The 21,852-nt window shown below is 75.9% G+C and carries 18 protein-coding genes; 5 read left to right on the forward strand and 13 right to left on the reverse strand.

Going from position 1 to position 21,852, the window contains the following annotated elements; all coding sequences use genetic code 11:
• Window positions 1-67 precede the first annotated feature (67 nt).
• Window positions 68-661, reverse strand: coding sequence for an NADPH-dependent FMN reductase (locus ACQP12_RS28110; protein ID WP_433283230.1), 594 nt, complete (start codon window positions 659-661; stop codon window positions 68-70).
• Window positions 662-774: 113 nt separating this feature from the next.
• Here ACQP12_RS28110 and ACQP12_RS28115 point away from each other — a divergent pair, with 113 nt between their 5' ends.
• Entirely contained in the window at window positions 775-1,614 is an 840-nt protein-coding gene (locus ACQP12_RS28115; protein WP_433283231.1) for a helix-turn-helix domain-containing protein, read from the forward strand.
• A gap of 81 nt (window positions 1,615-1,695) precedes the next feature.
• On the opposite strand, the gene ACQP12_RS28120 is transcribed toward ACQP12_RS28115, so the two are convergent.
• Entirely contained in the window at window positions 1,696-2,505 is an 810-nt protein-coding gene (locus ACQP12_RS28120; protein ID WP_433283232.1) for an Fpg/Nei family DNA glycosylase, read from the reverse strand.
• A 138-nt stretch (window positions 2,506-2,643) separates the two neighbouring features.
• Here ACQP12_RS28120 and ACQP12_RS28125 point away from each other — a divergent pair, with 138 nt between their 5' ends.
• From ACQP12_RS28125 to rocD, 3 genes are all read left to right on the forward strand, one after another.
• Window positions 2,644-3,408, forward strand: coding sequence for a thrombospondin (locus ACQP12_RS28125; protein WP_433283233.1), 765 nt, complete (start codon window positions 2,644-2,646; stop codon window positions 3,406-3,408).
• Between the two features lie 329 nt (window positions 3,409-3,737).
• Window positions 3,738-4,553 (forward strand): dimethylargininase, encoded by an 816-nt coding sequence (gene ddaH / locus ACQP12_RS28130; RefSeq protein ID WP_262284897.1) that lies wholly within the window; start codon window positions 3,738-3,740, stop codon window positions 4,551-4,553.
• Window positions 4,553-5,767: an ornithine--oxo-acid transaminase gene (gene rocD / locus ACQP12_RS28135; protein WP_357939063.1), complete on the forward strand. Its 1,215-nt coding sequence runs from the start codon at window positions 4,553-4,555 to the stop codon at window positions 5,765-5,767. Before ddaH ends, rocD begins: the two co-directional genes overlap by 1 nt.
• Before the next feature lie 61 nt (window positions 5,768-5,828).
• Here rocD and ACQP12_RS28140 read toward each other — a convergent pair whose 3' ends face one another.
• The 6 genes from ACQP12_RS28140 to ACQP12_RS28165 form a co-directional block, all read right to left on the reverse strand.
• The gene (locus ACQP12_RS28140) at window positions 5,829-6,977 is read right to left on the reverse strand and encodes an FHA domain-containing protein (RefSeq protein WP_357938264.1); all 1,149 of its coding nucleotides are present in this window, start codon (window positions 6,975-6,977) and stop codon (window positions 5,829-5,831) included.
• 158 nt (window positions 6,978-7,135) lie between these two features.
• Window positions 7,136-8,185, reverse strand: coding sequence for a fatty acid desaturase family protein (locus ACQP12_RS28145; RefSeq protein WP_433283234.1), 1,050 nt, complete (start codon window positions 8,183-8,185; stop codon window positions 7,136-7,138).
• A 121-nt stretch (window positions 8,186-8,306) separates the two neighbouring features.
• Window positions 8,307-12,020 (reverse strand): SCO7613 C-terminal domain-containing membrane protein, encoded by a 3,714-nt coding sequence (locus ACQP12_RS28150; RefSeq protein WP_433283235.1) that lies wholly within the window; start codon window positions 12,018-12,020, stop codon window positions 8,307-8,309.
• 47 nt (window positions 12,021-12,067) lie between these two features.
• Complete coding sequence (cutA, locus tag ACQP12_RS28155) at window positions 12,068-12,388, reverse strand: divalent-cation tolerance protein CutA (RefSeq protein WP_433283237.1); 321 nt, start codon at window positions 12,386-12,388, stop codon at window positions 12,068-12,070.
• Window positions 12,389-12,443: 55 nt separating this feature from the next.
• Window positions 12,444-13,466 carry a 1-acyl-sn-glycerol-3-phosphate acyltransferase gene (locus ACQP12_RS28160; RefSeq protein WP_357938272.1) on the reverse strand — a complete coding sequence of 341 codons (1,023 nt, stop codon included), beginning with the start codon at window positions 13,464-13,466 and terminating at the stop codon, window positions 12,444-12,446.
• Complete coding sequence (locus ACQP12_RS28165; RefSeq protein ID WP_357938274.1) at window positions 13,466-14,299, reverse strand: patatin-like phospholipase family protein; 834 nt, start codon at window positions 14,297-14,299, stop codon at window positions 13,466-13,468. The genes ACQP12_RS28160 and ACQP12_RS28165 overlap by 1 nt, the downstream gene beginning before the upstream one ends.
• A 176-nt stretch (window positions 14,300-14,475) precedes the next feature.
• Between ACQP12_RS28165 and ACQP12_RS28170 the strand changes: the two genes are divergently transcribed.
• Window positions 14,476-15,930 carry a serine/threonine-protein kinase gene (locus ACQP12_RS28170; protein WP_433283239.1) on the forward strand — a complete coding sequence of 485 codons (1,455 nt, stop codon included), beginning with the start codon at window positions 14,476-14,478 and terminating at the stop codon, window positions 15,928-15,930.
• Between the two features lie 4 nt (window positions 15,931-15,934).
• On the opposite strand, the gene ACQP12_RS28175 is transcribed toward ACQP12_RS28170, so the two are convergent.
• From ACQP12_RS28175 to ACQP12_RS28195, 5 genes are all read right to left on the reverse strand, one after another.
• Entirely contained in the window at window positions 15,935-17,053 is a 1,119-nt protein-coding gene (locus ACQP12_RS28175; RefSeq protein WP_433283240.1) for a glycosyltransferase family 4 protein, read from the reverse strand.
• A 76-nt stretch (window positions 17,054-17,129) separates the two neighbouring features.
• Window positions 17,130-17,801, reverse strand: coding sequence for a BON domain-containing protein (locus tag ACQP12_RS28180; RefSeq protein ID WP_433283241.1), 672 nt, complete (start codon window positions 17,799-17,801; stop codon window positions 17,130-17,132).
• A gap of 134 nt (window positions 17,802-17,935) precedes the next feature.
• The gene (locus ACQP12_RS28185) at window positions 17,936-19,462 is read right to left on the reverse strand and encodes a trypsin-like peptidase domain-containing protein (protein ID WP_433283243.1); all 1,527 of its coding nucleotides are present in this window, start codon (window positions 19,460-19,462) and stop codon (window positions 17,936-17,938) included.
• Between the two features lie 62 nt (window positions 19,463-19,524).
• Entirely contained in the window at window positions 19,525-21,081 is a 1,557-nt protein-coding gene (locus ACQP12_RS28190; RefSeq protein WP_433283244.1) for a sensor histidine kinase, read from the reverse strand.
• Window positions 21,078-21,779: a response regulator transcription factor gene (locus ACQP12_RS28195; protein WP_151463625.1), complete on the reverse strand. Its 702-nt coding sequence runs from the start codon at window positions 21,777-21,779 to the stop codon at window positions 21,078-21,080. The genes ACQP12_RS28190 and ACQP12_RS28195 overlap by 4 nt, the downstream gene beginning before the upstream one ends.
• Window positions 21,780-21,852: the final 73 nt, after the last annotated feature.

Here is a 21,852-nt window from a genome sequence, read left to right on the forward strand (position 1 = left end):
CGTCCGTCGGCTGCTCGGCCCGGCGTGACCGGCCCCCCGGACCGGTCCCGCCAGGCCGACGCGGCGGTCAGGCCGGGTACGGGACCGCCTCCCGTGCCGTCCGCAGGGCCCCGGCCCACCAGGCGAGCTGGTCCAGCAGGGTCTTGGCGTACCCGGACACCGCCGCGTCGAGCGGCTGGCCGTCCTGCCAGCCCAGGTAGTAGTTCGGGAAGGCCAGCCCATCCCGGATCGTCACCGCGTGCAGTTCGGTGAGCACGTTCTCCAGGTGCAGGACGGCGTGCCGGCCGCCGGCCGCGCCGCCGTAGCTCACGAAGGCGACCGGCTTGGCCGTCCACTGGGTGAAGTGCCAGTCGATGGCCGCCTTCAGCGCGGCCGGGTAGCTGTGGTTGTACTCGGGCGTGACCAGGATGAACGCGTCCGCGCCCGCCAGCCGGGCGGTGAGCGGCGCCATGGCCGCCGGGCGCGGGTACGCGTCACCCGCGAACTTCGGTGACTCCGCCGGCAGCGCCAGCGGGATCTCCACGTCGGCGAGGTCGACGACGTCGACGTCGAACCCGCCGTGCTCGCGCGCCCGCTCGGCGACCCAGGACGCGACGACCGGCCCGAACCGGCCCTCGCGGACGCTTCCGATGACAATGGCCAACCTGTGCTTCTCGTTCATGGGCTCCACGGTCCGCCGCCGCGACGGCGGCAACCAGACCGGGCCGAGGCTGGCCCCCGCAGGGCCACGCTACGCCGGCCGGGGGGGCCGGAACCCGCCCTAGACTTCGACCCATGGGTACGCCACTGGGTGACTTCGTCCGCGCCAAGCGCGACAGCCTCCAGCCGGAGTCCTTCGGCCTGCCCGATCGGGGCCGGCGCCGCTCCCCCGGCCTGACCCGGGCGGAGGTGGCCACCCGGTCGGGGATCAGCGTGGAGTACCTGACCCGCATCGAGCAGGGCCGGGACCGCAACCCCTCGCACTCGGTGCTGCACGCGCTCGCGGACGGCCTGAGTCTGGATGCCGGGGAGCGGCACCACCTGCGCTACCTCGCCAAGATCACCGGCGGGGGCTGCCCGGGGCACCGGCCGCCGGCGCCGCCCAACCGCGAGGTCCGGCCCACCGTGCGGGAGACCCTCCGGCTGCTCGAACCCGGGGTCGCGTTCGTGACCAACCGGCTGGGCGACGTGCTCGCTTACACGGAAGGATTCGCGCTGGTCATGGGCGCGGCCGGGCTGCTGGACGCCGATCCGCCGAACCTGACCCGCTACGTCTTCACCGACCCCCGCGCCCGGAGCGTCTTCCCCGACTGGGACCAGGTGGCCGACGAGCAGGCCTTCGACCTGTGGCTCGGGCCCTCCGCGGAAAGCTCCGAGTGGTTCAGAGTCCAGCTCGCCCCCGTCGCCGGGCCGGAGTTCACCCGGCGGCTCCAACGGCACCTGCCGCCGCCCCAGGTCCCGCTCCGGCTCGACCATCCCACCGTGGGCGAGCTGCGCTGGCACCGGGAGAAGCTGGAACTGCCGAGCATCGACGCCCAGGAACTGGTCGTCCTGCTGCCCGCCGACGAGGCGACCGCGCAGGCCGTCGAGCGGCTCCGGCACCGACGCCACGGCGCCCTCCGCGCCGTCGGCTGACCGGGCCGTCGGCTGACCCGCGCCGTCCGCTGACCGGGCCGCGCTCGGCGGCCGGTTCGCCACCGAGGGCGCCGCCGCCGCTCAGCGGGCCTGGCAGGTGGCGCACCAGTAGAGGTTGCGGCCGGCCAGCTCGCCGCGGCTGACCTCGGTGCCGCAGACGTGGCAGGGCGCGCCGGGGCGGCGGTAGACGTAGACCTCGCCGCCGTGCCGGTCGACCCGGGGCGCCCGCCCCATCGCCTCCGGCAGGTGCACGTCACGGACGGTGTCGATCCGGCCCCGCTCGACGGCGACGGTCATCAGCGCGACCAGGTCGGCCCAGAGTTCGGCCCAGCCGGCCGGAGTCAGGTCCCGTCCGGGCAGCAGCGGGGGCAGCCCGGCCCGGAACAGCGCCTCCACCACGAAGATCAGGCCGGTGCCCGCGACCACCGACTGGTCCAGCAACAGCGCCGCCAGCGGGGTGGGGCTGCGCCGGATCCGGGCGTACGCCCGGTCGGGGTCGGCGTCGGCGCGCAGCGGGTCGGGGCCGAGCCGGTCGCGCAGCGCGGCCACCTCGGGCGGGGTCAGCAGCTCGCAGGCGGTCGGCCCGCGCAGGTCCAACCAGTGCCGGTCACTCATGAGCCGCAGCCGGATCTGCCCGACCGGGGGCGGCGGCTCGCCCGGGCCGTCGGTGACCTTGCCGTAGAGCCCGAGGTGGACGTGCAGGGTCAGCTCGCCCGCGTAGTGGTGCAGCAGGTGCTTGCCGTACGCCTCGGTGCCGTCCAGGACGGTGCCGGTGAGCCGGGCGGCGCCCTCGGCGAAGCGGCCCTGCGGGCTGGCGGCGTGCACCTTGTCGCCGGCGAAGAGCTCGGCGTGCCGGGCCGCCAGGCGGTGGATGGAATGTCCCTCTGGCACGACGGCAACGGTAGCCCGCCGGCCGGGACGCCGCCGACCAGGAGCGGCAGCGGCTTCGACGGGTGTCGACGCGTCCGCCACGGGGTACCCCATGAGCGTCACGCGCGGTTTCCGCGCCGGAGTTCAGGAGGTGTCGAAGTGAAGATTCTGTCCCGCCGGAACGGTCCGGCGCGAACCGATGACGTGAACGGCGACGGGGTGGTCGACGAGCGCGACCGGGGCGACGACGGCCGTCCCGTAATCACCGACCGGGACGCGGAGCGGACCACGTACCGCAGCGCCGCCACCGCCTCCGACGGCGAGCGCGCCCGCGACGCCGCCTCGACCACCGGGGACGGGGGCGCCACCACGACCCGGAGCGGGCGCACCGGCGACTCGGAGCGGCGCGCGGCGGAGCGGGCCGCGGCGGCCCGCGCGGCCACCGGCGGCCGGCCGGACGTGGACGCCCGGCCCGCGGGGCCGGCGGCCGACGTGGAGCCCGCCACGGAGCGCACCGTCGACCTCAACCGCGACGGCCGGCCGGACCGGCCGGTCGACCGGGACCCGGCGACGGAGCGGGTGGAGCCGGTCCGCACGAAGCGGCCCCGGGCCAGCCTGCTCGCCACCCTCGGCCTGATCGTCTCGGTGGTCGGCGCCCTGTTCGTGCTCTCCGGCACCCTGGCCGGCTACGGCATCGGCCTCGGCGCGGTCGGCGCGGTGCTCGCCGTGCTCGGCCTGGTCGCCACCCGCCGCCGGCACGTCGCCGGCAAGACCGACGCGCTGATCGGCATCGTCGTCGGCCTCGCCGCCGTGGTGCTCGGCGTCGTGGCGATGACCGGCCAGTTCGACTGGCCGACCACCGACGGCGACTGGGTCGGCCGGTTCCGCGAGTGGCTCGACTCACAGTTTGCGGATCTCTTCTGACGGGCAGTTTTCCGGTCGCCGGCAGCGCCGGCACGCCCGATCAGCTCTGGTGGTTCACCAGCCGGGCACACCTCTTTCGGGGGCGGCGGTTCGCCGCCCCCGAAGTATGTCCGGGGTCGGTTCGGACCCCGGCGACGTCTCGTCGGCCAGCCGAGCGCGTGAACGCAACGATCGTTCGGTGATGAGGGCCCACACGCAACGATCCGTCGCCCAACGCAACTTCCGGCGGTGGATGTCGTCTACCCGGGCCGCATACCGTTGGACCACGGCGCCAGCCCGTGGGCCGACGGTGGCCGGGCGCGCCCGACCCCTGGGAGCACGACATGACGATGGACGCGACCCGCCAGCGCTTTCTGATGTGCCGGCCGACGTACTTCGCCGTCGACTACGCGATCAACCCGTGGATGGACCCCACCGCCCCGGTCGACGCCGACCTGGCGATCCGGCAGTGGGAGCAGCTCCGCCGCACCTACCTCGACCTGGGCCACGAGGTCGAGCTGATCGACCCGGTCAGCGGCCTGCCGGACATGGTCTTCGCGGCCAACGGCGGCACGGTGATCGACGGCAAGGCCATGGCGGTGCAGTTCCGCGACCCGCAGCGCGCCGACGAGGCGCCCGCCTACCGGGCCTGGTTCGAGGCCGCCGGCTTCGAGATGTACGACCCGAAGCACGTCAACGAGGGTGAGGGCGACGTCCTGCTGGTCGGCGACCACCTGCTCGCCGGCACCGGGTTCCGCACCGCGCACGCCTCGCACGCGCAGCTCCAGGAGGTCTTCGGCTACCCGGTGATCACCATGCAGCTGGTGGACGCGCGCTTCTACCACCTGGACACCGCGCTCACCGTGCTCGACGAGCGGACCGTGGCGTACCTGCCGGAGGCGTTCTCCCCGGGCAGCCGCGCGGTGCTGCGCCGGCTCTTCCCGGACGCGATCCACGCCACCATGGCCGACGCCGAGGTGCTGGGGCTGAACGCGGTCAGCGACGGCAGGCACGTGGTGCTGCCGGCGCAGGCCACCGACCTGGCCGCGAAGCTGCGCGACCGGGGCTACGAGACCATCGGTATCGACCTGTCCGAGCTGCGTAAGGCCGGCGGCGGACCGAAGTGCTGCACGTTGCGACTCCGTCAGGGAAAGGCACTCAAGTGATCATCGACGACATGCTGCGGACGCCCGCCGCGGTACGGGACGCGGAGCGTCACACGGCGCACAACTACCACCCGCTGCCCGTGGTGATCTCGTCGGCCGAGGGCTCCTGGCTGACCGACGTGGACGGCCGGCGCTACCTGGACTGCCTGGCCGGCTACTCGGCGCTGAACTTCGGCCACCGGCACCCGAAGCTGATCGAGGCCGCGCACGCGCAGCTCGACCGGCTCACCCTGACCAGCCGCGCGTTCATCCACGACCAGTTCGCCGACTTCTGCCGCGAGCTGGCCGCGCTGTGCGGCAAGGACCTGGTGCTGCCGATGAACACCGGCGCCGAGGCGGTCGAGACCGGCATCAAGGTCGCCCGCAAGTGGGGCTACCAGGTCAAGGGCGTGACCCCGGGCCAGGCCAACATCGTGGTCGCCGAGGGGAACTTCCACGGCCGGACCACCACCATCGTCAGCTTCTCCACCGACGAGGACGCCCGCGCCGACTTCGGGCCGTACACGCCGGGCTTCACCGTGGTCCCCTACGGCGACCTGGCCGCGCTGACCGCCGCGATCGACGAGAACACGGTGGCCGTGCTGCTGGAGCCGATCCAGGGCGAGCAGGGCGTCGTGGTGCCGCCGGAGGGCTACCTGCCGGGCGTCCGCCAGGTCTGCACCGAGCGGAACGTGCTCTTCATCGCCGACGAGATCCAGTCGGGCCTGGGCCGCACCGGCGCCACGTTCGCCTGTGCGGACGAGGGCGTCGTCCCGGACATGTACCTGCTGGGCAAGGCGCTCGGCGGCGGCATCGTCCCGGTCTCGGCGGTCGCCGCGAACACCGACGTGCTCGGGGTCCTCAAGCCGGGTCAGCACGGCTCGACCTTCGGCGGCAACCCGCTGGCCTGCGCGGTCGCCACCGAGGTGGTCCGGCTGCTGGCCACCGGCGAGTTCCAGCGCCGCTCGGCCGAGCTGGGCGAGCGGCTGCACGCCGGCCTGCGCGGTCTGATCGGCAAGGGCCTCGTCGCGGTCCGGGGCCGGGGCCTCTGGGCCGGGCTGGACATCGACCCGGCTCTGATGACCGGCCGGGAGGCCTGCGAGCGGCTGATGGAGCGGGGCGTCCTGGCCAAGGACACCCACGGCTCGACCATCCGGCTCGCCCCGCCGCTGGTCATCACCGCCGACGAGATCGACCACGCGGTCGCGCAGCTCGCCGCCGTGCTGGCCGGCTGATCCGCGTACGCGCGCGAAGGGCGCCGGGACCGCGACGGTCCGGGCGCCCTTCCGTGTCGCGTCAGGGGCGCGGCAGCCGCATCGCCATGGTCGGCGCCTCGGCCATCACCGACGTCGGGCTGAACTTCGCGTCGCTGGCCACCTCGTCGGCGCGGCCGATCTGCACGCCCGGATAGAGCTCGACGAGGTCGCCCTCGCCCAGCACCCGGGACTGCTGCGGGGCCAGCGCGATCCGGTCCGGCTCGGCCATCGAGCCGCCCGGGCGCACGCCCGAGCCGTTGGTGCTGGTGTCGGTGACCACCACCTCGCCCACCCTGAGCTCGAGACGGATGTGGTTGCGGCTGATCCAACGCCGCGCCTCGTCGTTGAGCCACTGGCCCAGCACGATCCCGCCGGTGGCCTCGGGTGCCCGCCCGACCGCGACCGGCTGGGTCTCGGTGAGCGCGAACCGCTGCCGGACCAGCCCACCGATCCGCACCGCCAGCACGGCGGTACGCGGCCGCGGCCCCGCGTCGCCGAGCCGGGCGCCGTGCCGGGGGCAGGTCGGCACGCCGTTGCGCAGCGTGGGTGGCGGCTGCCCGGCCGGGGCGCGGTCCACCCGGGCCAGGTCGGCGAATGCCCCACCGCCCCCACCGGCGCCGAACAGCGCGCAGCCCGGCTCGGGGCAGCGCCACTGCCGGGCGAGCAGCTTCGCGCCGACCGGCGAGCGGCTGCCGGAGGCCGGGGTCTGCCCGCCGCCGACGTGCGCGATGAAGACGGGACCGCCGGCGCCCGGCACCGGGGCGAGCACCCGGCCGGCCTGGCCGAGCCACGGCCAGCGGCCGCCCAGCCCGTCGAACCGGACCCGGCTGAGCACCGGCAGGCCGAGCAGGTCGGCCACCTCCAGCATCCGGTCGCCGGGGTGGTCGAGCACCTCGACCAGGCCGTCGTCGGCCCAGCGCCGGACCACCATCCGCTCGTTGGAGGTCAGGTCCGCGTCGGAGAGCAGAGCCCGGTGCACGATCGCGTAGACCGGGACGCTGTCCTCCTCCATCTGCCGGGCCAGCGCGTCGATCACCATGCCGAGCCGCAGCAGGCTGGCCGGCCGCCCGCCGTCCAGGTCCTGCCAGCGGATCACCTCGGCCAGGTCGACCACCGCACGGGCCAGCGAGGGGTCGGTGCAGACCCGACCCTCGATGGCGTCCAGCACCTTGCTGATCTCGAATCTCATGCCGCGCTCCGGACGGTGTCGTCGGTCCGCCGGGTCGGGGCCGGCCGCCCCGCCTCGGCTCGCACCGCCGCCGCGGTGAGCAGGTCTGCCATGCGACGACCCTACCGGCAGTGCCGACCGGCGCCCCGCGACGCACGCCGGAAATCGAACCTCGTCGCTCAACCCTGCCGCAGCGGGCGGCCCACCTCGTGCATGTGCGCCAGCGCCTGCCGGTACGACTCGACCAGCCCGGTCTCCGCGTACGGGATGCCCTGCTCGGCGCAGTAGGCGCGGACGATCGGCCGGGCCCGCCGGAGGTTGGCCCGGGGCATGTTGGGGAAGAGGTGGTGCTCGATCTGGTAGTTGAGCGCGCCCAGCGCCACGTCGACGAACCGCCCGCCGCGCACGTTGCGCGAGGTGAGCACCTGCTTGCGCAGGTAGTCGAGGTCGTCCTCGGCGGTGGGCATCGGCATGCCCTTGTGGTTCGGGGCGAACGCGCAGCCCATGTAGAGGCCCCACAGCCCCTGGTGGACGGCCGCGAAGAGCAGCGCCCGGCCGGGCGACATCACCGCGAACAGCAGGCCGAGGTAGCCGGCGGCGTGCGCGAGGAGCAGCAGCCCCTCCACGGCGCGGTGCCGGACCGGGGTACGCCACCGGCCGTCCGGCTCCCGGCCGACCAGCGCCCGCACGCTGGCCACGTGCAGCGCCAGCCCCTCCAGGAGCAGCAGCGGGAAGAACAGCCACGCCTGCCGTCGGGCCATCCACCGGCTCAGGCCCCGGGTCGCCGCCGCCTGCTCGTACGTCCAGACCAGCGCGCCCGCGCCGACGTCCGGGTCCTCGTCGGCGTGGTTCGGGTTGGCGTGGTGCCGGTTGTGCTTGTCCACCCACCAGCCGTAGCTCAGCCCGACCGCGAGGTTCCCGGCGACCAGGCCGGCGGCCTCGCTCGGGCCGCGCCGGCGGAACATCTGCCGGTGGCCGGCGTCGTGCCCGAGGAACGCCACCTGGGTGGTGGCCACCGCCATGAGCACCGCCAGCGGCACCTGCCACCAGGAGTCGCCGACCGCCACCACCACGGCCCAGCCGGCCACGTAGGCGCCCAGGGTCAGCGCGATCCGGGCCGCGTACCGGCCGGGCCGCCGCTCGAACAGGCCCGCGGCGGCGACCCGGCGGGACAGCCGCGCGTAGTCGCTGCCCCGCCGTGCCGGTGCCGTCAACGTCGATGAGGTCATCCGCTCCCCCGCTCCTCGGTCCGCGCGCCACGCCGACGGCGCGACTCTGCGTAACCAATTCTGCGGAGATCGACTGCGCTGGGTAATCCTGGCAACCCCCCAGCACGGGGTGGTGCTAGCCCTACCTCATCCCGCCCACCGCGGCCCGGAGCCGGGCCAGGTCCCGCCGGCGCCGCTCGTAGGTCGCGGCGAGAGCGATCAGCGCCAGGCCGCCCAGGCCCAGGAAGATCCAGCGGGGCAGCAGGTCCCAGCCCCGGGCCAGCTCGTGCAGGGCCAGCGGGACGAGGGTCGCCGCGCCCAGCAGGACCGGCGCCTGCCAGCGCCGGACCGCCCCGCCGAGCACCGCGCCGAGCGCCACCAGGCCGAGGGCCAGCCGGCGGGCCGGCTGCGCGTCCGGCGCGGCCAGCACCGACACCAGGCTGGGCAGCAGCCCCGCGCCGAGCCCCGGGCCGAGCGCCAGCCAGCTGTTCAGCCCCGGCCGGGACCGCAGCGCCAGCAGGCCCGCGCCGAGGGCGAGCGCCGCCGCCGGCAGGGTGTACGCCTCCAGCACCGCCACCCCGCCGGCGGCCAGCAGCAGCCAGCCGCCGAGCAGCTCGCTGCCCCCGGCGACCGCCGCGAGGGCCCACCGCCGGGCCGGCGTCTCGCTCCGGCGCAGCACCCGGACGGCCACCACCACGCCCCACAGCACGCAGACCGCCGCCGCGTGCCGCAGCGCGCCGCCGGTGAGCAGCAGCGCCAGCAGGGCCACCGCCTGCGCCGCCGCCTCCAGCGCCACGGCGCCGTCCACCCGCCGGGCCGGCCCGGACGAGCCGGCGGTCCGGGCGCGCAGCGCCGGCACCGCGTGCAGGGTCACGGCCGCGACGGCCAGCACCGCGAACCCGGCGGTACGCAGCGGCAGCCCGCCGGCCAGCGCCGCGGTGACCGCGAAGCCGGTGGCCGTCACCACGGCGCTCAGCCAGCCGGCGAGCCGGACCTCGGCCGGGCGTCCGGCCGCCCCCACCACGGCCGCCGCGACGACCAGCACCCCCAGCCCGGCCAGGGTTCCGGCCCGGGTGGCGAGGAGACCGCCCAGCCCGGGGGCGGTGAGGGCGAACCCCAGCGGCAGCAGGACCAGCGGCGCCACCGGGCGCGGCCCGGCCAGCGCGGCCAGCAGCAGCGCGGCCACCCCGGTCGCGAAGACCAGCGCGGGCACCACCGGCCAGGGCGCGCCGGCCGCCGCCAGCAGCACCGGCAGGGCCACCCCGCCGAACGGCAGCCCGGCCAGCGCGGGCAGCCAGCGGTCGCCGCTCCGACTCCGGCTCGGCGCGTCCGGCGCCGCGCCGGGACCGGGCGCCATCCGGGCGTACGCCGCCGCGACGGCACCGAGCAGCAGCAGCACCAGCCCGGCGCGCCCCGCCGCCGGCACGGGCTCCACGGCGGGCACCCCGGACCACGGCCGGACGGGCAGGTCCAGCAGCACCGCCAGGGCGACCGGGGCGGCGGCGAGCAGCGCCAGGGCGGCCAACACGGCGCCGACCGCCCGCGGGGCGGGATCGGGCCGGACGCCACCGCCGGCGGCCAGCGCCAGCAGCGCACCGGCGGCCGCGTAGAGCGCCACGGGCTCCCCGCCAGCCACGACCAGCGGCCCGAGGCCGACCGCCGCGAGCGCCACGGCGAGGCCGGTCGAGGCGTACCCGTGCAGGTCGGGCCAGTGGCGACGGACGGCGAGGACGGCGACCACCGGCACCGCGACGGCCGCGGTCGCGCCCCGGAGCTGCCACCAGGGCGGCGCGCCGAGGCCGAAGAGCGCGACGGCCACCCCCGCCGGTACGGCGAGCAGCGCCACGGCCAACGCCACCCCGGCGACGACCGGCTGCGCGCCGGCGCCCCGGCGGCCCCGGACCGCCACGACCGGGCCGAGCACGGGCAGGACGGCGAGCACGGCGCCCGCGCCGGCCGGCGCGGCGCAGCCGACCAGCAGGGCGTGCCCGAGCAGGACGGCCGCGGTGAGCGCGGTGACCACCACGGTCGGGTACCGCCGGCGCGGCCGGGCGACCAGTGCCAGGAGCAGCGCGGTGGCCGCCGCCAGATCGGCGACCAGCACCAGCGGCCACGGGGTGGCGGCAACGGCCGGCGCGGCCAGCACGGCCAGCGCGCCACCGACCACCCCGACCAGCGGCCGGGCCACCCGGGGCGCCAGCAGGGCGACGGCCCCGGCGGTGCAGAGCACGGCCACCGGGAGCTGCCACCCCCAGGACGGGACCGCGGCGGCGCGCCCGCCCTGCCAGGCGGGGAAGGCGGCGGCCGCGGTGGCCGCGGCGACGAGTCCGGTGAGGACGGTGGCGACCTGGCCCAGGCCGGCGGCCACCAGGAAGGCGCCCAGTCGCGGGCCGGTCCGCGGCCCGGCCGGCAGGGCCCGGACCGCGCCGGCCAGCGCGAGCACCACGAGGCCCGCCGCCAGCAGCAGCAGGCCGGGGCGCAGCGCGGCGACCGGCCGGATCAGCGCGGCGGCCAGCGCGGGCACCAGCAGACCCGCGGCGACCGCGCGGTAGGTCCGGCCGCCCGCCGCCACGGCCCCGGCGGCCAGGGCGAGCGCCACCACCAGCAGCGGACCGCCGGCCAGCAGCGGCGTCCCGGCCGCCCGCCCGAGGGCCAGCGGCACCAGCGCGCACCCGGCCGCCAGGGCCAGGGCGACCCCGTGCCCGGCCCACCCGAGGACCCACCCGGCCAGGAGCGCGGACGGCACACCGGGCCGGACCGGAACGGGCGGCGGCGCGGCGGCCGGCCCCCCGCCGGCCGCCGCTCCCCCGATCCCCGCCCCCGGGTCGGGCTGGACCGGCCCCCCACCGGCCAGCCCGACCCCGCCCGCCGCACCGGCCACCGGACCGGCGCCAGCACCCGACGGACCGGCCAGCCCGACCCCGGCCCCCGTACCGGCCACCGGACCGGCGCCAGCACCCGACGGACCGGCCAGCGCGACCCCGCCCCCCGCGGGGCCGGCCAGCCCGAACCGGCGGTGCAGGGCGACCACCACCACGAGGTCGCCCAGCGCCAGCGCGGTCAGGACCAGCGCCCAACCGGCGGCGGACGGCCGGGCGGCCGCCGCGGCCAGGGGCAGCACCGGCTGAGCGGTCAGCAGCGCCGCGAACCAGGGCACGGTCAGCCGGCTCAGGCGGGCGTACCCGGCCGCCACCGCCGCGCCGGTCCCCCCGACCAGCGCGGCGTACCGGCTACCCGGCCAGCCGGCCACCCCGAACAGGTTCACCGACCAGGCGGCGTACCCGTCGAGGAGCACCAGGAGCAGGCCCACCGCCGCGAAGGTCTCGGCGGTGCCGCGCAGCCCGCGCGCCCGGGCCACCAACGGGGCGGCGAGGGCGAGGGCGGTGAAGGCCAGCAGGATCAGCGCCCGCCCGGCGACCCCGAACGCGGCCCAGGCGACCGCGGTGAAGACCACGGCGGCGGTGCCGAGCAGCAGTCCACCGAGGACGAAGAGCAGGCTCTGCACGGCCCGGGTGGAGGTCTCCGCACCGCCGGGGCGGGCCGGGACGGCGGCCGGCAGCGGGCGCGGCGCCGGCGCGACCGGGGCCGGGACCGGAACCGGGCGCGGCGCCGGGATCTCCAGCCGGATCCGGGCGGCCAGGTCGGCCCGCCGCTGCCGGGCCGTGGACAGCCGGCCGGCCAGCTCCTGGTACGCGACGAGCGCCGCCTCGACCCGCGGTGCGAGCCCGGCGATCTCGCGGTCCAGCCGGACCACCTCGGCGGCCGGCGGGTACGGAGGGCGGCCGCATCCGGGACAGCCGGACGCGAGGTCGGCGGCGGCGCCGCAGCCGGGGCAGGGGTAGCCGGTGTTCTCCACCCCGCCAGCATCCTGATTGGAGGAGCGGGCGGACAGAGTAGGCGTACCTAGGGACGGGTGTGGTCGTGCACCCAGGCCGCGTAGTCGGGGTTGCCGCTCTCCACCCGGGTCACCAGGATCTCCGGCACCTCGTACGGGTGGCTGGTGCGGAGCTGGTCGACCAGCGCGTCCACCCGGTCCGGCGCGGTCTTGAACTGGACCGACCACTCGGCGGTCGTCTGGATCGCCGACTGCCACCAGTAGGTGCTGTCCACCTGTCCGCCGACCTGGGCGCACGCCGCCAGCCGGCCGGCGACGGCCGCGGCCGCCAGCACGTCCGCGACGGAGCGGGCGTCCACCACCGTCGTCACCACGCAGATCTGCTCCACCAGCGCACCCTACGTGGCGTTCCGGCCGGTCCGCTGCACACGCACCGAACCGGTGTCAGCCGGCGGCTGCCCCGTCCCGGTTGGCGGCGATCCACCGGTCGATGCGGGCCCACCAGTCGAACAGCCAGTCGATGCGCTCCTGCTTGCCGACCGGCACCTCCTCGGGCGGCACCGACCAGAACCGCATCACGATCCGCTTGTCCATCGGCAGCTCGCGCCACACGTCGGCGACGGTGACCATCTGGTCCAGCCCGGTGTGCGCCACGAAGATCACCCCGGCGTCCGGGGCGGCGTCGAGGGCGGCGAGCAGCCCGCCCGGCTGCGGGGCGAGGACGTGCCGCATCCGCTCGGCGCGCAACGCCATCCGCTCCAGGCCGAGGGTGCGCAGCCGGGCGATGGCCCGCAGGCGGCGCTTCGGGGTGAAGTTGCCGCCCTCCGGGAAGATCACGAACGCGTCGTCGTCGTCCAGGCCGGTGGCGAGGTGGCCGATCTGCCGGATCGCCGAGTCCCGCCCGTCGGGCCCGGGCGCGATGAACCGGTTGGGCAGCCGGTTGAGCAGGACGTCGATCGCCGGGTCCCACTGGAGGGTTTCCTTGAGCACGATCCGGGGCTCCCGGTGGAACCAGTTGACCAGGGCGTGGATGAGGATGAACGAGTCGCCCGGCCCGGCGTGCCGGCAGAGCACCAGCTCGGGCCGGCCGGGCAGGGCGGTGTCCGGGTCGGTGCCGACCACGTCGATGCGCAGCCGCAGGGTCCAGCGGGCCTGCCAGAACAGCACCCGCAGGAAGTGGCCGGCGAGCAGGTAGTGGGCCCGCTGGAAGGCCGGCGACCGCTTGCGCGCGCCGAAGCCCGACGCCAGCCAGAGCACGAAGAGGGCGAGCAGCGCGGCCGCGTCCCAGATCAGGTAGACGGTGCCGATCCAGAGCAGCCGCAGCGGGCGCAGCCGCCCCGGCACCAGCGGCGACGCGGCCAGGGCCAGCAGCGCCCAGGCCGGCAGGGTGGTGACCACGGTGACGGCGAGCAGCACCACGCCGGGCGCGAGCAGCAGCCGGCGTACCCACCGCGGTGGCAGCGGCATCAGCGTTCCAGCGCGGTGTCCAGGTAGCGGCGGGAGGCCGTGTACGCCCGGCTGATCCGCCGCCCCACCGCCGCGATGTCCCGGTACGCCCAGGGGCTGTCGTCGCGCGGCTCGAGGCCGCCGGTCGGCAGCACGTGCACCTCCACCCCCTCGGGCAGCGCCGCCATCTCCCGGGCGAACCGGTGCCGGCGGGCGATCTCGAACGCCACCTGGGCGATCTCCCAGGGCCGGCGGGGCGGGCTCAGCTCGCGCTCGATCCGGCCCACCTGGAGGACGAAGATCTGGGTCGCGCCGGCCGCGACGGCCTCGCCGACCGGGATCGAGTTGACCACCCCGCCGTCGATGTAGTGCTGGCCGTCGATCTGGGTCGGCGGCAGCAGCCCGGGCACCGAGGCGGAGGCGAGCACCGCCGGCACCAGCGGTCCGCTGTGGAACCAGTGCTCGGCGGCGCGCTCGATGTTGGCGGCGCAGCAGCGGAACGGCACCTTCAGGTCGGCGAAGGTGGTCTCCTCGCCGAGTTCGCTCTCCAGCAGCCGGCGCAGTGGCCGGGGCGAGTGCAGGTGGGTCCGCGCCGCGAAGCGGCGCAGCTGCCGGGCGACCGAGTCGCCGTAGACCTCGCTCGCCTCGGGCGAGGCCCAGAGCCGAACCAGCCGGTCGGTGACCGCCTCGCTGGGGTCGGCGGCGACCAGGGCGCCGTTGACCGCGCCGATCGAGGTGCCGAGCACCATGTCGGGCCGGATCCGGGCGCGGAACAGGGCCCGGAGCATGCCCACCTCGACGGCGCCCAGCACTCCCCCGCCGCCGAGCACGAACGCCACCGGACCGCCTGCCATGCCGTTCATCCTGGCACGCGCCGCACAGTCCGCCCCGCCCAGCCGGTCGGAGCCGGCGACCTCGTCACCGCACGCGACCGGCGCGACGCGCGACGCGACCGGAGAACGGACACCCGTTGACAGGCCGGACACATTCCCGCAACCTGATAGCGCTCCCAAGCCCAGGCAGGTGCGATGTGAAGGCGACACTGCACGCCGGCCGGCTGCTGGCCCGCAGGTACCGGCTCATCGACCAGATCGGGGCCGGCGGCATGTCGGTGATCTGGCGGGCCCGCGACGAGGTGCTGGACCGGGTCGTGGCGGTGAAGGTGCTCGCCCCCTCGCTCGCCGCCGACGCCCGGTTCCGGGACATGGTGCGCGAGGAGGCCCGCTCCGCCGCCCAGCTCGTCCACGCGCACGTCACCGCCGTGCACGACTACGGCGAGACGGTGGCGCCGGACGGCTCGATCACGTCGTTCGTGGTGATGGAGTTGCTCAGCGGCGAGGAGCTGGAACACCGGCTCACCGAGGGGCCGCTGCCCTGGCCGGCGGCGGTCGAGACGGGCGCGCAGGTGGCCGAGGCGGTGGCCGCCGCGCACCGGCTGGGCATCGTGCACCGGGACATCACCCCGTCGAACGTGATGATGACGCGGGTCGGCGCGAAGGTGCTCGACTTCGGCATCGCCACCCGGGTCGGCGCGCCCGACGAGGACGAGGACGGCGGGACGTTCGGCACCCCGGCGTACGTGGCGCCGGAGCGGCTGGACGGGGCATCGGCGCAGCCCGCCACCGACGTCTACTCGCTGGGCGTGCTGCTGTTCGAGACGCTGACCGGACAGCCGCCCTACCCGGCGGACACCTGGGAGCAGCTCAGCGCCGCGCTGGCCGAGGACGCCGCGCCCACGCTGGACGGCGTACCCGGGCTGCCCGCGCCGGTCGCGGAGACCTGCCTGCGCTGCCTGGCCCGCGACCCGCGCCGGCGGCCCACCGCGCACCAGGTGGCGGCCGTGCTGCGCGACCAGCTGCTGCCCGCCGACCCGCAGGCCGCCACCATGCTGGCCCCTACCGTGGCCCTGCCGGCGCTGCCGGCCCCGGCGCGACCGCCGGCCGGGCCGGCGGAGCCCGCGCCCGTTGCCGCCGGGGTGTCCCGGCGCCGCCGGGCGCTGCCCCTGGTGGCGGCCGGCGTGGTGGTGGTCGCCGGCGCCGCGCTGCTGGTGCCCGCCCTGCTGCCGGACGGGCAGGCCCCGCCGTCGCGGTCGTCGCCGACCGCCGAGCCCATGGTGGTGCCGTCCACCGCGGCGCCGGGCAGCGACGCGCCGGCCACCACGGTCCCGCCCGGCCCGACCCGCCGGCCGCCGGCGACCGGCGCGCCGACCCCGCCCGCCGGCGGCGACCTGGTCGAGGCGGCACACCGGGTGGAGGGGCTCATCGAGGCCGGGCTGGCGGACGGCCAGATCCGCGACGACGTGGGCGTGGACCTGCGTAACCTCCTGCGCAACGCCACCGCCACAACCGGCGACGGCGCGCTGACCGGCGCCGTGGACCGGCTCCGCGGCAAGATCGCCGATCGGCGGCGGGAGGGCAGCATCAGCCCCGAGTACGCCCGCCAGCTCGACGCCGCCGCCGCGGAACTGGCGACGGTACGCACCTGAGGAGTCAACCGGCGGCGACCGGCGCGGCCTCACGCCGCCCGGTGCACGCGGCCCGGTCGGCCAGGAAGCCCCGGTAGACCGCCTCGTAGCCGGCGGCCATCCGCTCAACCGAGAAGTGCTGCGCCACGTGCATGATGCAGTCGGCCGGGTCGAGCCTGGACACGTCGCGCAGCGCGGCCGGCAGTTCCTCCGGGCGGTCGCGGACGAACCCGGTCACCCCCTCCCGGACCAGCTCCGGCACGGCGCCCCGGCGCAGCGCCACCACCGGCGTACCGGTCGCCATCGCCTCCACCATCACCATGCCGAACGGCTCCGCCCACTGGATCGGCATGATCAGGCAGCGGGCGTCGTACAGGAGCCGCTGGGTTGCCTCCCGATCGGCGTTGAGCACCACGGTGACGTCCTCGCCCAGCAGCGGCTCGACCACCTGCTCGAAGTAGCGGCGCTCGGCCGGCTCGTTGCACTTGCCGGCCAGGGTGAGCGGCAGGCCGGCCGCCCGGCAGGCGCGGATCGCCACGTCGGGGCCCTTGTCCGGGCTGAACCGGGCCAGCCAGAGCACCGGGCCGCGGCCGGGGCCCCGCTTGCGCGGCACCTCCCGCAGCGCCATGGCGTTGTGCACCGTGCCCACCCAGGGCAGGTCCGGATTGGCCTGGCGCTGGGCGTGCGAGATCGCCACCAGGCCCACCCCCTCGTCGGTGTTGCTCAGCACGGTGCCGTACTCGCCCACCGGGTTGCCGTGCACCGTGGCCACGGTGGGCACCCGGCGGCGGCCGGCGAGCAGCGGGCCGATGGTGCTGTGGTCGTGCACCAGGTCGAAGTCGGCCGGATCGACCAGCCGGTTGACGTGGGCCAGGTGGGCCAGCTCGGGCAGCGACTCGCCGAGCCGGTGGAACTGCAGGTCCGCGCAGGTGGAGACGAAGTCACCGGCGGTGCCGTGCTCCCGGCCGGCGCCGAACAGGGTCACCGCGTGTCCACGGTCCACCAGGGCGTCGACCAGCCCGGCCACGAGGTGTTCCAGGCCGCCGTAGCCGGGCGGCGGCACGGACAGCCAGGGCGGCACCACCATGGCGATCCGCAGGTGCCTGGCCCGGGCACGCTCCGACGGCGGCTGGTTCACGGCCACGAGTCCTCCCCGATGGGTCCCCCGGCGTAGGTGACCGGCGGGCGGTTTCCCGACGCTTCGAGCGGTAAACGGCGGCTCAGCCGGCCACCACGATCCGGTCGTGCACCTCGCGCACGCCCGGCGTGGCCCAGGCCGCCCGTTCCGCCTCCTCCCGCTGCCACCAGGAGCGGACCACCCCGTCGAGCACCACGGTGTCCCCGCTGACTTGCACGTCGATGCGTTCGGTGCCGGTCCGCCGGAACAGCACGCGTTGCAGGTCGCGGCGGTTCTGCTCGTCGCTGGGCGGGGTCGGCGGGCGCACCTCGACGAGGTTGGTCACCCCGCGTACGCCCCGCAGCCGGCGCAGCTCCCGCTCGGCGGTGCGGCGCTGGAAGCCGTACTCGACCTGGCCGCGGAGCATGACCCAGCCGTCGGCGACCGTCAGGTCCAGCCGCTCGGCGGGGACGAAGCTGTCCCACTCCAGGCCCCGGCTGGCCGCGATCGCGATGTCGGCGTCGGTGCGCTCGTCGGCGACCGAGAGCCGTACCTCCAGGTCACTGGCGACCGCGCGGACCCCGCGGACCCGGTGCGCGCAGCGCTCGGCGGCCCAGCGCCGGGCGTAGCTGTCCACCTGGCCGGTCAGCGTGACCACGCCGTCGGCGACGGTCACCCCGATCTCGGTGGGCCGGGTCTGCGCGTCCCAGTCAAGCTCGGCGAGCACGTCCCGCTGGATGTGCTGGTCGGTTCGGACGGCAGAGGTGGTCGTCATGCCCCGAGGGTGCCGCCGGACGGGGTGAGCCCGGCTCACCCGGACCGGGTGAGGGACGGAAAAGGGGCGGCGGGCGACGGAACCAACCCCCTTGGCTCCGTCGCCCGCCGCCCGTGGAGGAGGCAGGTCTGGTGTTAGGACGTCTCGGCGAGCGTCACGGTTGCGGTCTCGGCCGAACCGTTCCGCTTGAACTGGACCTCGACCCGGTCACCGACCTTGCCGGCCTGCACGGCGCCGACGAGGTCGTTGGAGTCGTTGATGACCGTGTCGCCGAACTTGGTGATCACGTCGCCCCGCTGGAGCCCGGCCTTCTCGGCGGCGCTGCCCGCGACCACGTCGGAGACCAGCGCGCCGCCGTCCTCCGCGCCGGTCACGCTGACCCCGAGGGACGGGTGGCTGACCTTCTCGCCGCGCTGGAGCTTCTCGGCGACGTCCTTGGCCTTGTTGCTCGGGATGGCGAAGCCGACACCGATGTTGCCGTTGCTGCCCTGCCCGGCGGTGGCGATGGCGGTGTTGATGCCGATCACCTCGCCGCGGGTGTTGACCAGCGCGCCGCCGGAGTTGCCCGGGTTGATCGGGGCGTCGGTCTGGAGCAGGCCGGAGATCGAGCTGGCGCCCTGCTGCGGGGCCTGCTGCTGCTGGCCGCCCTCGCCGGCCTGGATGGTGCGGTCGCGGGCGCTCAGGATGCCGGCGGTGACCGAGCCCTGCAGGCCGAGCGGGCTGCCCAGGGCGAGCACCTGGTCGCCGACCTGCATGGCGTCGCTGTCGCCGAACTTGGCCGCCTTGAGGTTGCTGACCCCGCTGGCCTTGACCACGCCCAGGTCGGTCTTCGGGTCGGTGCCGACGATCTTCGCCTGGGCGGTCTTGCCGTCGGCGAAGACGACCTTCACCGTGTCGCCGCTGGCGGAGGCGACCACGTGGTTGTTGGTCAGCACGTACCCGTCGGCGCTGAGGATCACCCCGGAGCCCTCACCGCTGTCCGTCATGATCGTGACGATGCTGTCCTGGACGGCGGCCGCGATCTTCGGCAGGTCGGCGCTGTTGAGCACGGGAGCGGCCGTGTAGGTGCGGGTCACCGTCCCATCGCCGTCGAGGGCGAGGGCCAGGGCACCGCCGGCCACGCCGGAGCCGAGCATCAGCGCCAGCGCGAGCGCCCCGGCGCCGATGAACTTCCCGGCCCGGCTGGGCCGCGCCGGCTGCTGCGGACCCCACGGCGGGACCGGCTGCCCGGCCTGGTGCTGCGGGTACGACTGCTGCCCGGCCTGGTGCTGCCCGGCCTGGTGCTGCGGGTACGGCTGGTGCTGCTGGTACGGCGGGACCGGCCCGGCGGCCTGCGACGGGTAGCCGGCGCCGCCCTGGTGCGCCCAGCCGCCCTGCTGCTGTCCCCCGTACCAGGGGTGCGGCTGCTGCGGCTGCCCGGACACCGGGTACGGCGTGGTCGCCGGCGGCGCGTACGGGCTGGCGGGCGTGGTGGCCTCGGTGTGCCCGCCGGCGGCGGCGGTTCCGGCGGCCGGGGAGTCGGCCGGAACCGGCGCGGCGGCCGGCGTGACGGTGGGGTCCGACTGCCCGCTCTCGGCGCGGGGCAGCTCGGCGGTCGGGTGCGACGGCTCGGCGTCGGCGGGGGCCGGCGACCGCTGCGGATCGGTCTCGTGGTCGGTCATGACTCCACCTTCTCCCCTGGCACTGCGATCAGCCTGGAACCCGCCTGAATGTTTTCTGAAAGTCACTCGCCGGGCTCGGGCGCCTCGGGCAGCAGCGGCAGTTTCACCCGGAAGGTGGCCCCGCCGCCCGGCGTCTCGGCCACCTCGACGGTGCCGTGGTGCGCGGCCACCAGCGCGGCGACGATGGCCAGCCCCAGCCCGGTGCTGGTCGGCCCACCCGCCCGCCGGGTACGCGCCGCGTCCACCCGGTAGAACCGCTCGAACACCCGCTCGGCCTGTTCCGGCGTGAGGCCGGGACCGGTGTCCGCCACCTCGACCACGGCCAGGTTGCCCGGCTCCGACCGCAGCCGCAGGGTCACCGCGGCGTCCGGCGGGGTGTGGGTGAGCGCGTTGGTCATGAGGTTGCCGATCACCTGGCGCAGCCGGGCGTCGTCGCCGAGCACCACGAGCGGGCCGGCGCCCGGCTCGATCTCCAGCGTGATGCCCCGCTCCGGCTCCACCGCCCGCGCCGCCTGGACCGCGTCGGAGGCGAGCACCGGCAGCTCGACCGGGGCCAGCGCGATCGGCCGCTCCCGGTCCATCCGGGCCAGCAGCAGCAGGTCCTCGACCAGCAGCCCCATCCGGGACGCCTCGTCCTCGATCCGGCGCAGCAGCCCGGCGGTCTGCTCCGGCTCCCGGGCCGCACCCTGCCGGTACAGCTCGGCGAAGCCCCGGATGGTGGTCAGCGGGGTGCGCAGCTCGTGCGAGGCGTCCGCGATGAACTGCCGCATCCGCTCCTCGGAGCGGCGCGCCCGCGCCTCGGACGCCTGCGCCCCGGCGGCGGCGTCCCGGGCGCTCACCTCGGCGCTGCGCGCCGCCGCCTCGGAGGCGGCCCGCGCCGTGAACGCCGCCTCGATCTGGGCGAGCATGGCGTTCAACGCCCGGGAGAGCCGGCCCAGCTCGGAGGTCGGGCAGGCCCGGCCGTCCTCGGGGTCGGGCACCCGCCGGGTCAGGTCACCGCCGGCGATGGCCGCCGCGGTCCGTTCGATCTCCACGAGGGGCTTGAGACTGGTACGCACGATGCCCGCCCCGACCGAGGCCAGGATGATCAGCACCGCCCCGCCCACCAGCAGATCGATCCAGACGAGCTGCCCGACGGACTGGTCGACGGCGGTGAGGTGCTGCCCGAAGGCGATGACGCGGCCGTCGGGCAGGTCGGTGTAGAGCATCCGCCACCGGGTCCGGCCGTCCAGCGAACGGACCGTGAACGGATCGCCCACCTGCTCCCGGTAGCCGGCGAAGTCGGCGGGGAACGGTGGCAGCTCCTCGTCGCGGAGGCCGGTGTAGCGGGTGGGTGCTTCCACCGGCTGACCGGGTGCCGCCTGGGCGGCCACGTAGTCCGAAGGAATGTTGATCTTGACCGGACTGCCGCCGGCCTGGTCCAACGATCGGGCCACGTTCATCGCGCCGCCGCGGAGCTGCTCGTCCACCTGTCCGAGCAGGTAGTCGCGCAGCAGGAACGCGGTGAGCCCGCTGATCACCAGCAGGGCCACCGCCACCAGGGCGAGAACCGAGGCGACCAGCTTCACCCGCAGCGGGACGCTGCGCAGCCAGCCCTTCGCGTCGTCGACGGCGTTCACGCCGCCGGCTTGCGCAGCACGTACCCGACCCCGCGCAGGGTGTGGATCAGCCGGGGCTGGGTGTTGTCGACCTTGCGCCGCAGGTAGGAGATGTAGGACTCGACGATGTTGTCGTCGCCGCGGAAGTCGTAGTTCCAGACGTGGTCGAGGATCTGCGCCTTGGAGAGCACCCGGTTGGCGTTGAGCATCAGGTAGCGCAGCAGCTTGAACTCGGTGGGCGAGAGCTGCACCCGCTGCCCGGCCCGGTGGACCTCGTGGGTCTCCTCGTCCAGCTCCAGGTCGGCGAAGGTGAGCCGGGAGGGCGCGTGCTCGCCGGTGGCGGTGCGCCGCAGCACGGCCCGGATCCGGGCGGTCAGCTCCTCCAGGCTGAACGGCTTGGTGACGTAGTCGTCGCCGCCCAGGGTCAGCCCGCGGATCTTGTCGTCGGTGGCGTCCCGGGCGGTCAGGAAGACCACCGGGGTGCGCGTGCCGCCCTCGCGGAGCATCCGGATGACCTCGAAGCCGTCCAGGTCGGGCAGCATCACGTCGAGCACGACCAGGTCGGGCCGGTGGTCCTTGGCGGCGTTGATCGCCGCGCTGCCGCTGGTCGCGGTGGCGACGTCGAAGCCGGCGAAGCGCAGGCTCGCGGAGAGCAGTTCGAGGATGTTGGGATCGTCCTCGACAACGAGCAGTCGCGCCTCGGTCTGGGTAGCCACCATGGCACCCATCATCCGCGCTCCGGCTGCGCCCGCGCTGGGTGGATCCTGGAAACAACCTGTGAGCCGCCGTGGG

Origin of the sequence: Micromonospora sp. CA-244673 (assembly GCF_050948395.1) — a bacterium.
Lineage (GTDB): Bacteria > Actinomycetota > Actinomycetes > Mycobacteriales > Micromonosporaceae > Micromonospora.

Coding starts and splice junctions, on each gene's coding strand:
- ACQP12_RS28110 (WP_433283230.1), bottom strand. CDS start 661: ATGAACGAGAAGCACAGGTTGGCCATTGTCATCGGAAGCGTCCGCGAG.
- ACQP12_RS28115 (WP_433283231.1), top strand. CDS start 775: ATGGGTACGCCACTGGGTGACTTCGTCCGCGCCAAGCGCGACAGCCTC.
- ddaH (WP_262284897.1), top strand. CDS start 3,738: ATGGACGCGACCCGCCAGCGCTTTCTGATGTGCCGGCCGACGTACTTC.
- ACQP12_RS28140 (WP_357938264.1), bottom strand. CDS start 6,977: ATGAGATTCGAGATCAGCAAGGTGCTGGACGCCATCGAGGGTCGGGTC.
- ACQP12_RS28145 (WP_433283234.1), bottom strand. CDS start 8,185: ATGACCTCATCGACGTTGACGGCACCGGCACGGCGGGGCAGCGACTAC.
- ACQP12_RS28160 (WP_357938272.1), bottom strand. CDS start 13,466: ATGCCGCTGCCACCGCGGTGGGTACGCCGGCTGCTGCTCGCGCCCGGC.
- ACQP12_RS28165 (WP_357938274.1), bottom strand. CDS start 14,299: ATGGCAGGCGGTCCGGTGGCGTTCGTGCTCGGCGGCGGGGGAGTGCTG.
- ACQP12_RS28180 (WP_433283241.1), bottom strand. CDS start 17,801: ATGACGACCACCTCTGCCGTCCGAACCGACCAGCACATCCAGCGGGAC.
- ACQP12_RS28185 (WP_433283243.1), bottom strand. CDS start 19,462: ATGACCGACCACGAGACCGATCCGCAGCGGTCGCCGGCCCCCGCCGAC.
- ACQP12_RS28195 (WP_151463625.1), bottom strand. CDS start 21,779: ATGGTGGCTACCCAGACCGAGGCGCGACTGCTCGTTGTCGAGGACGAT.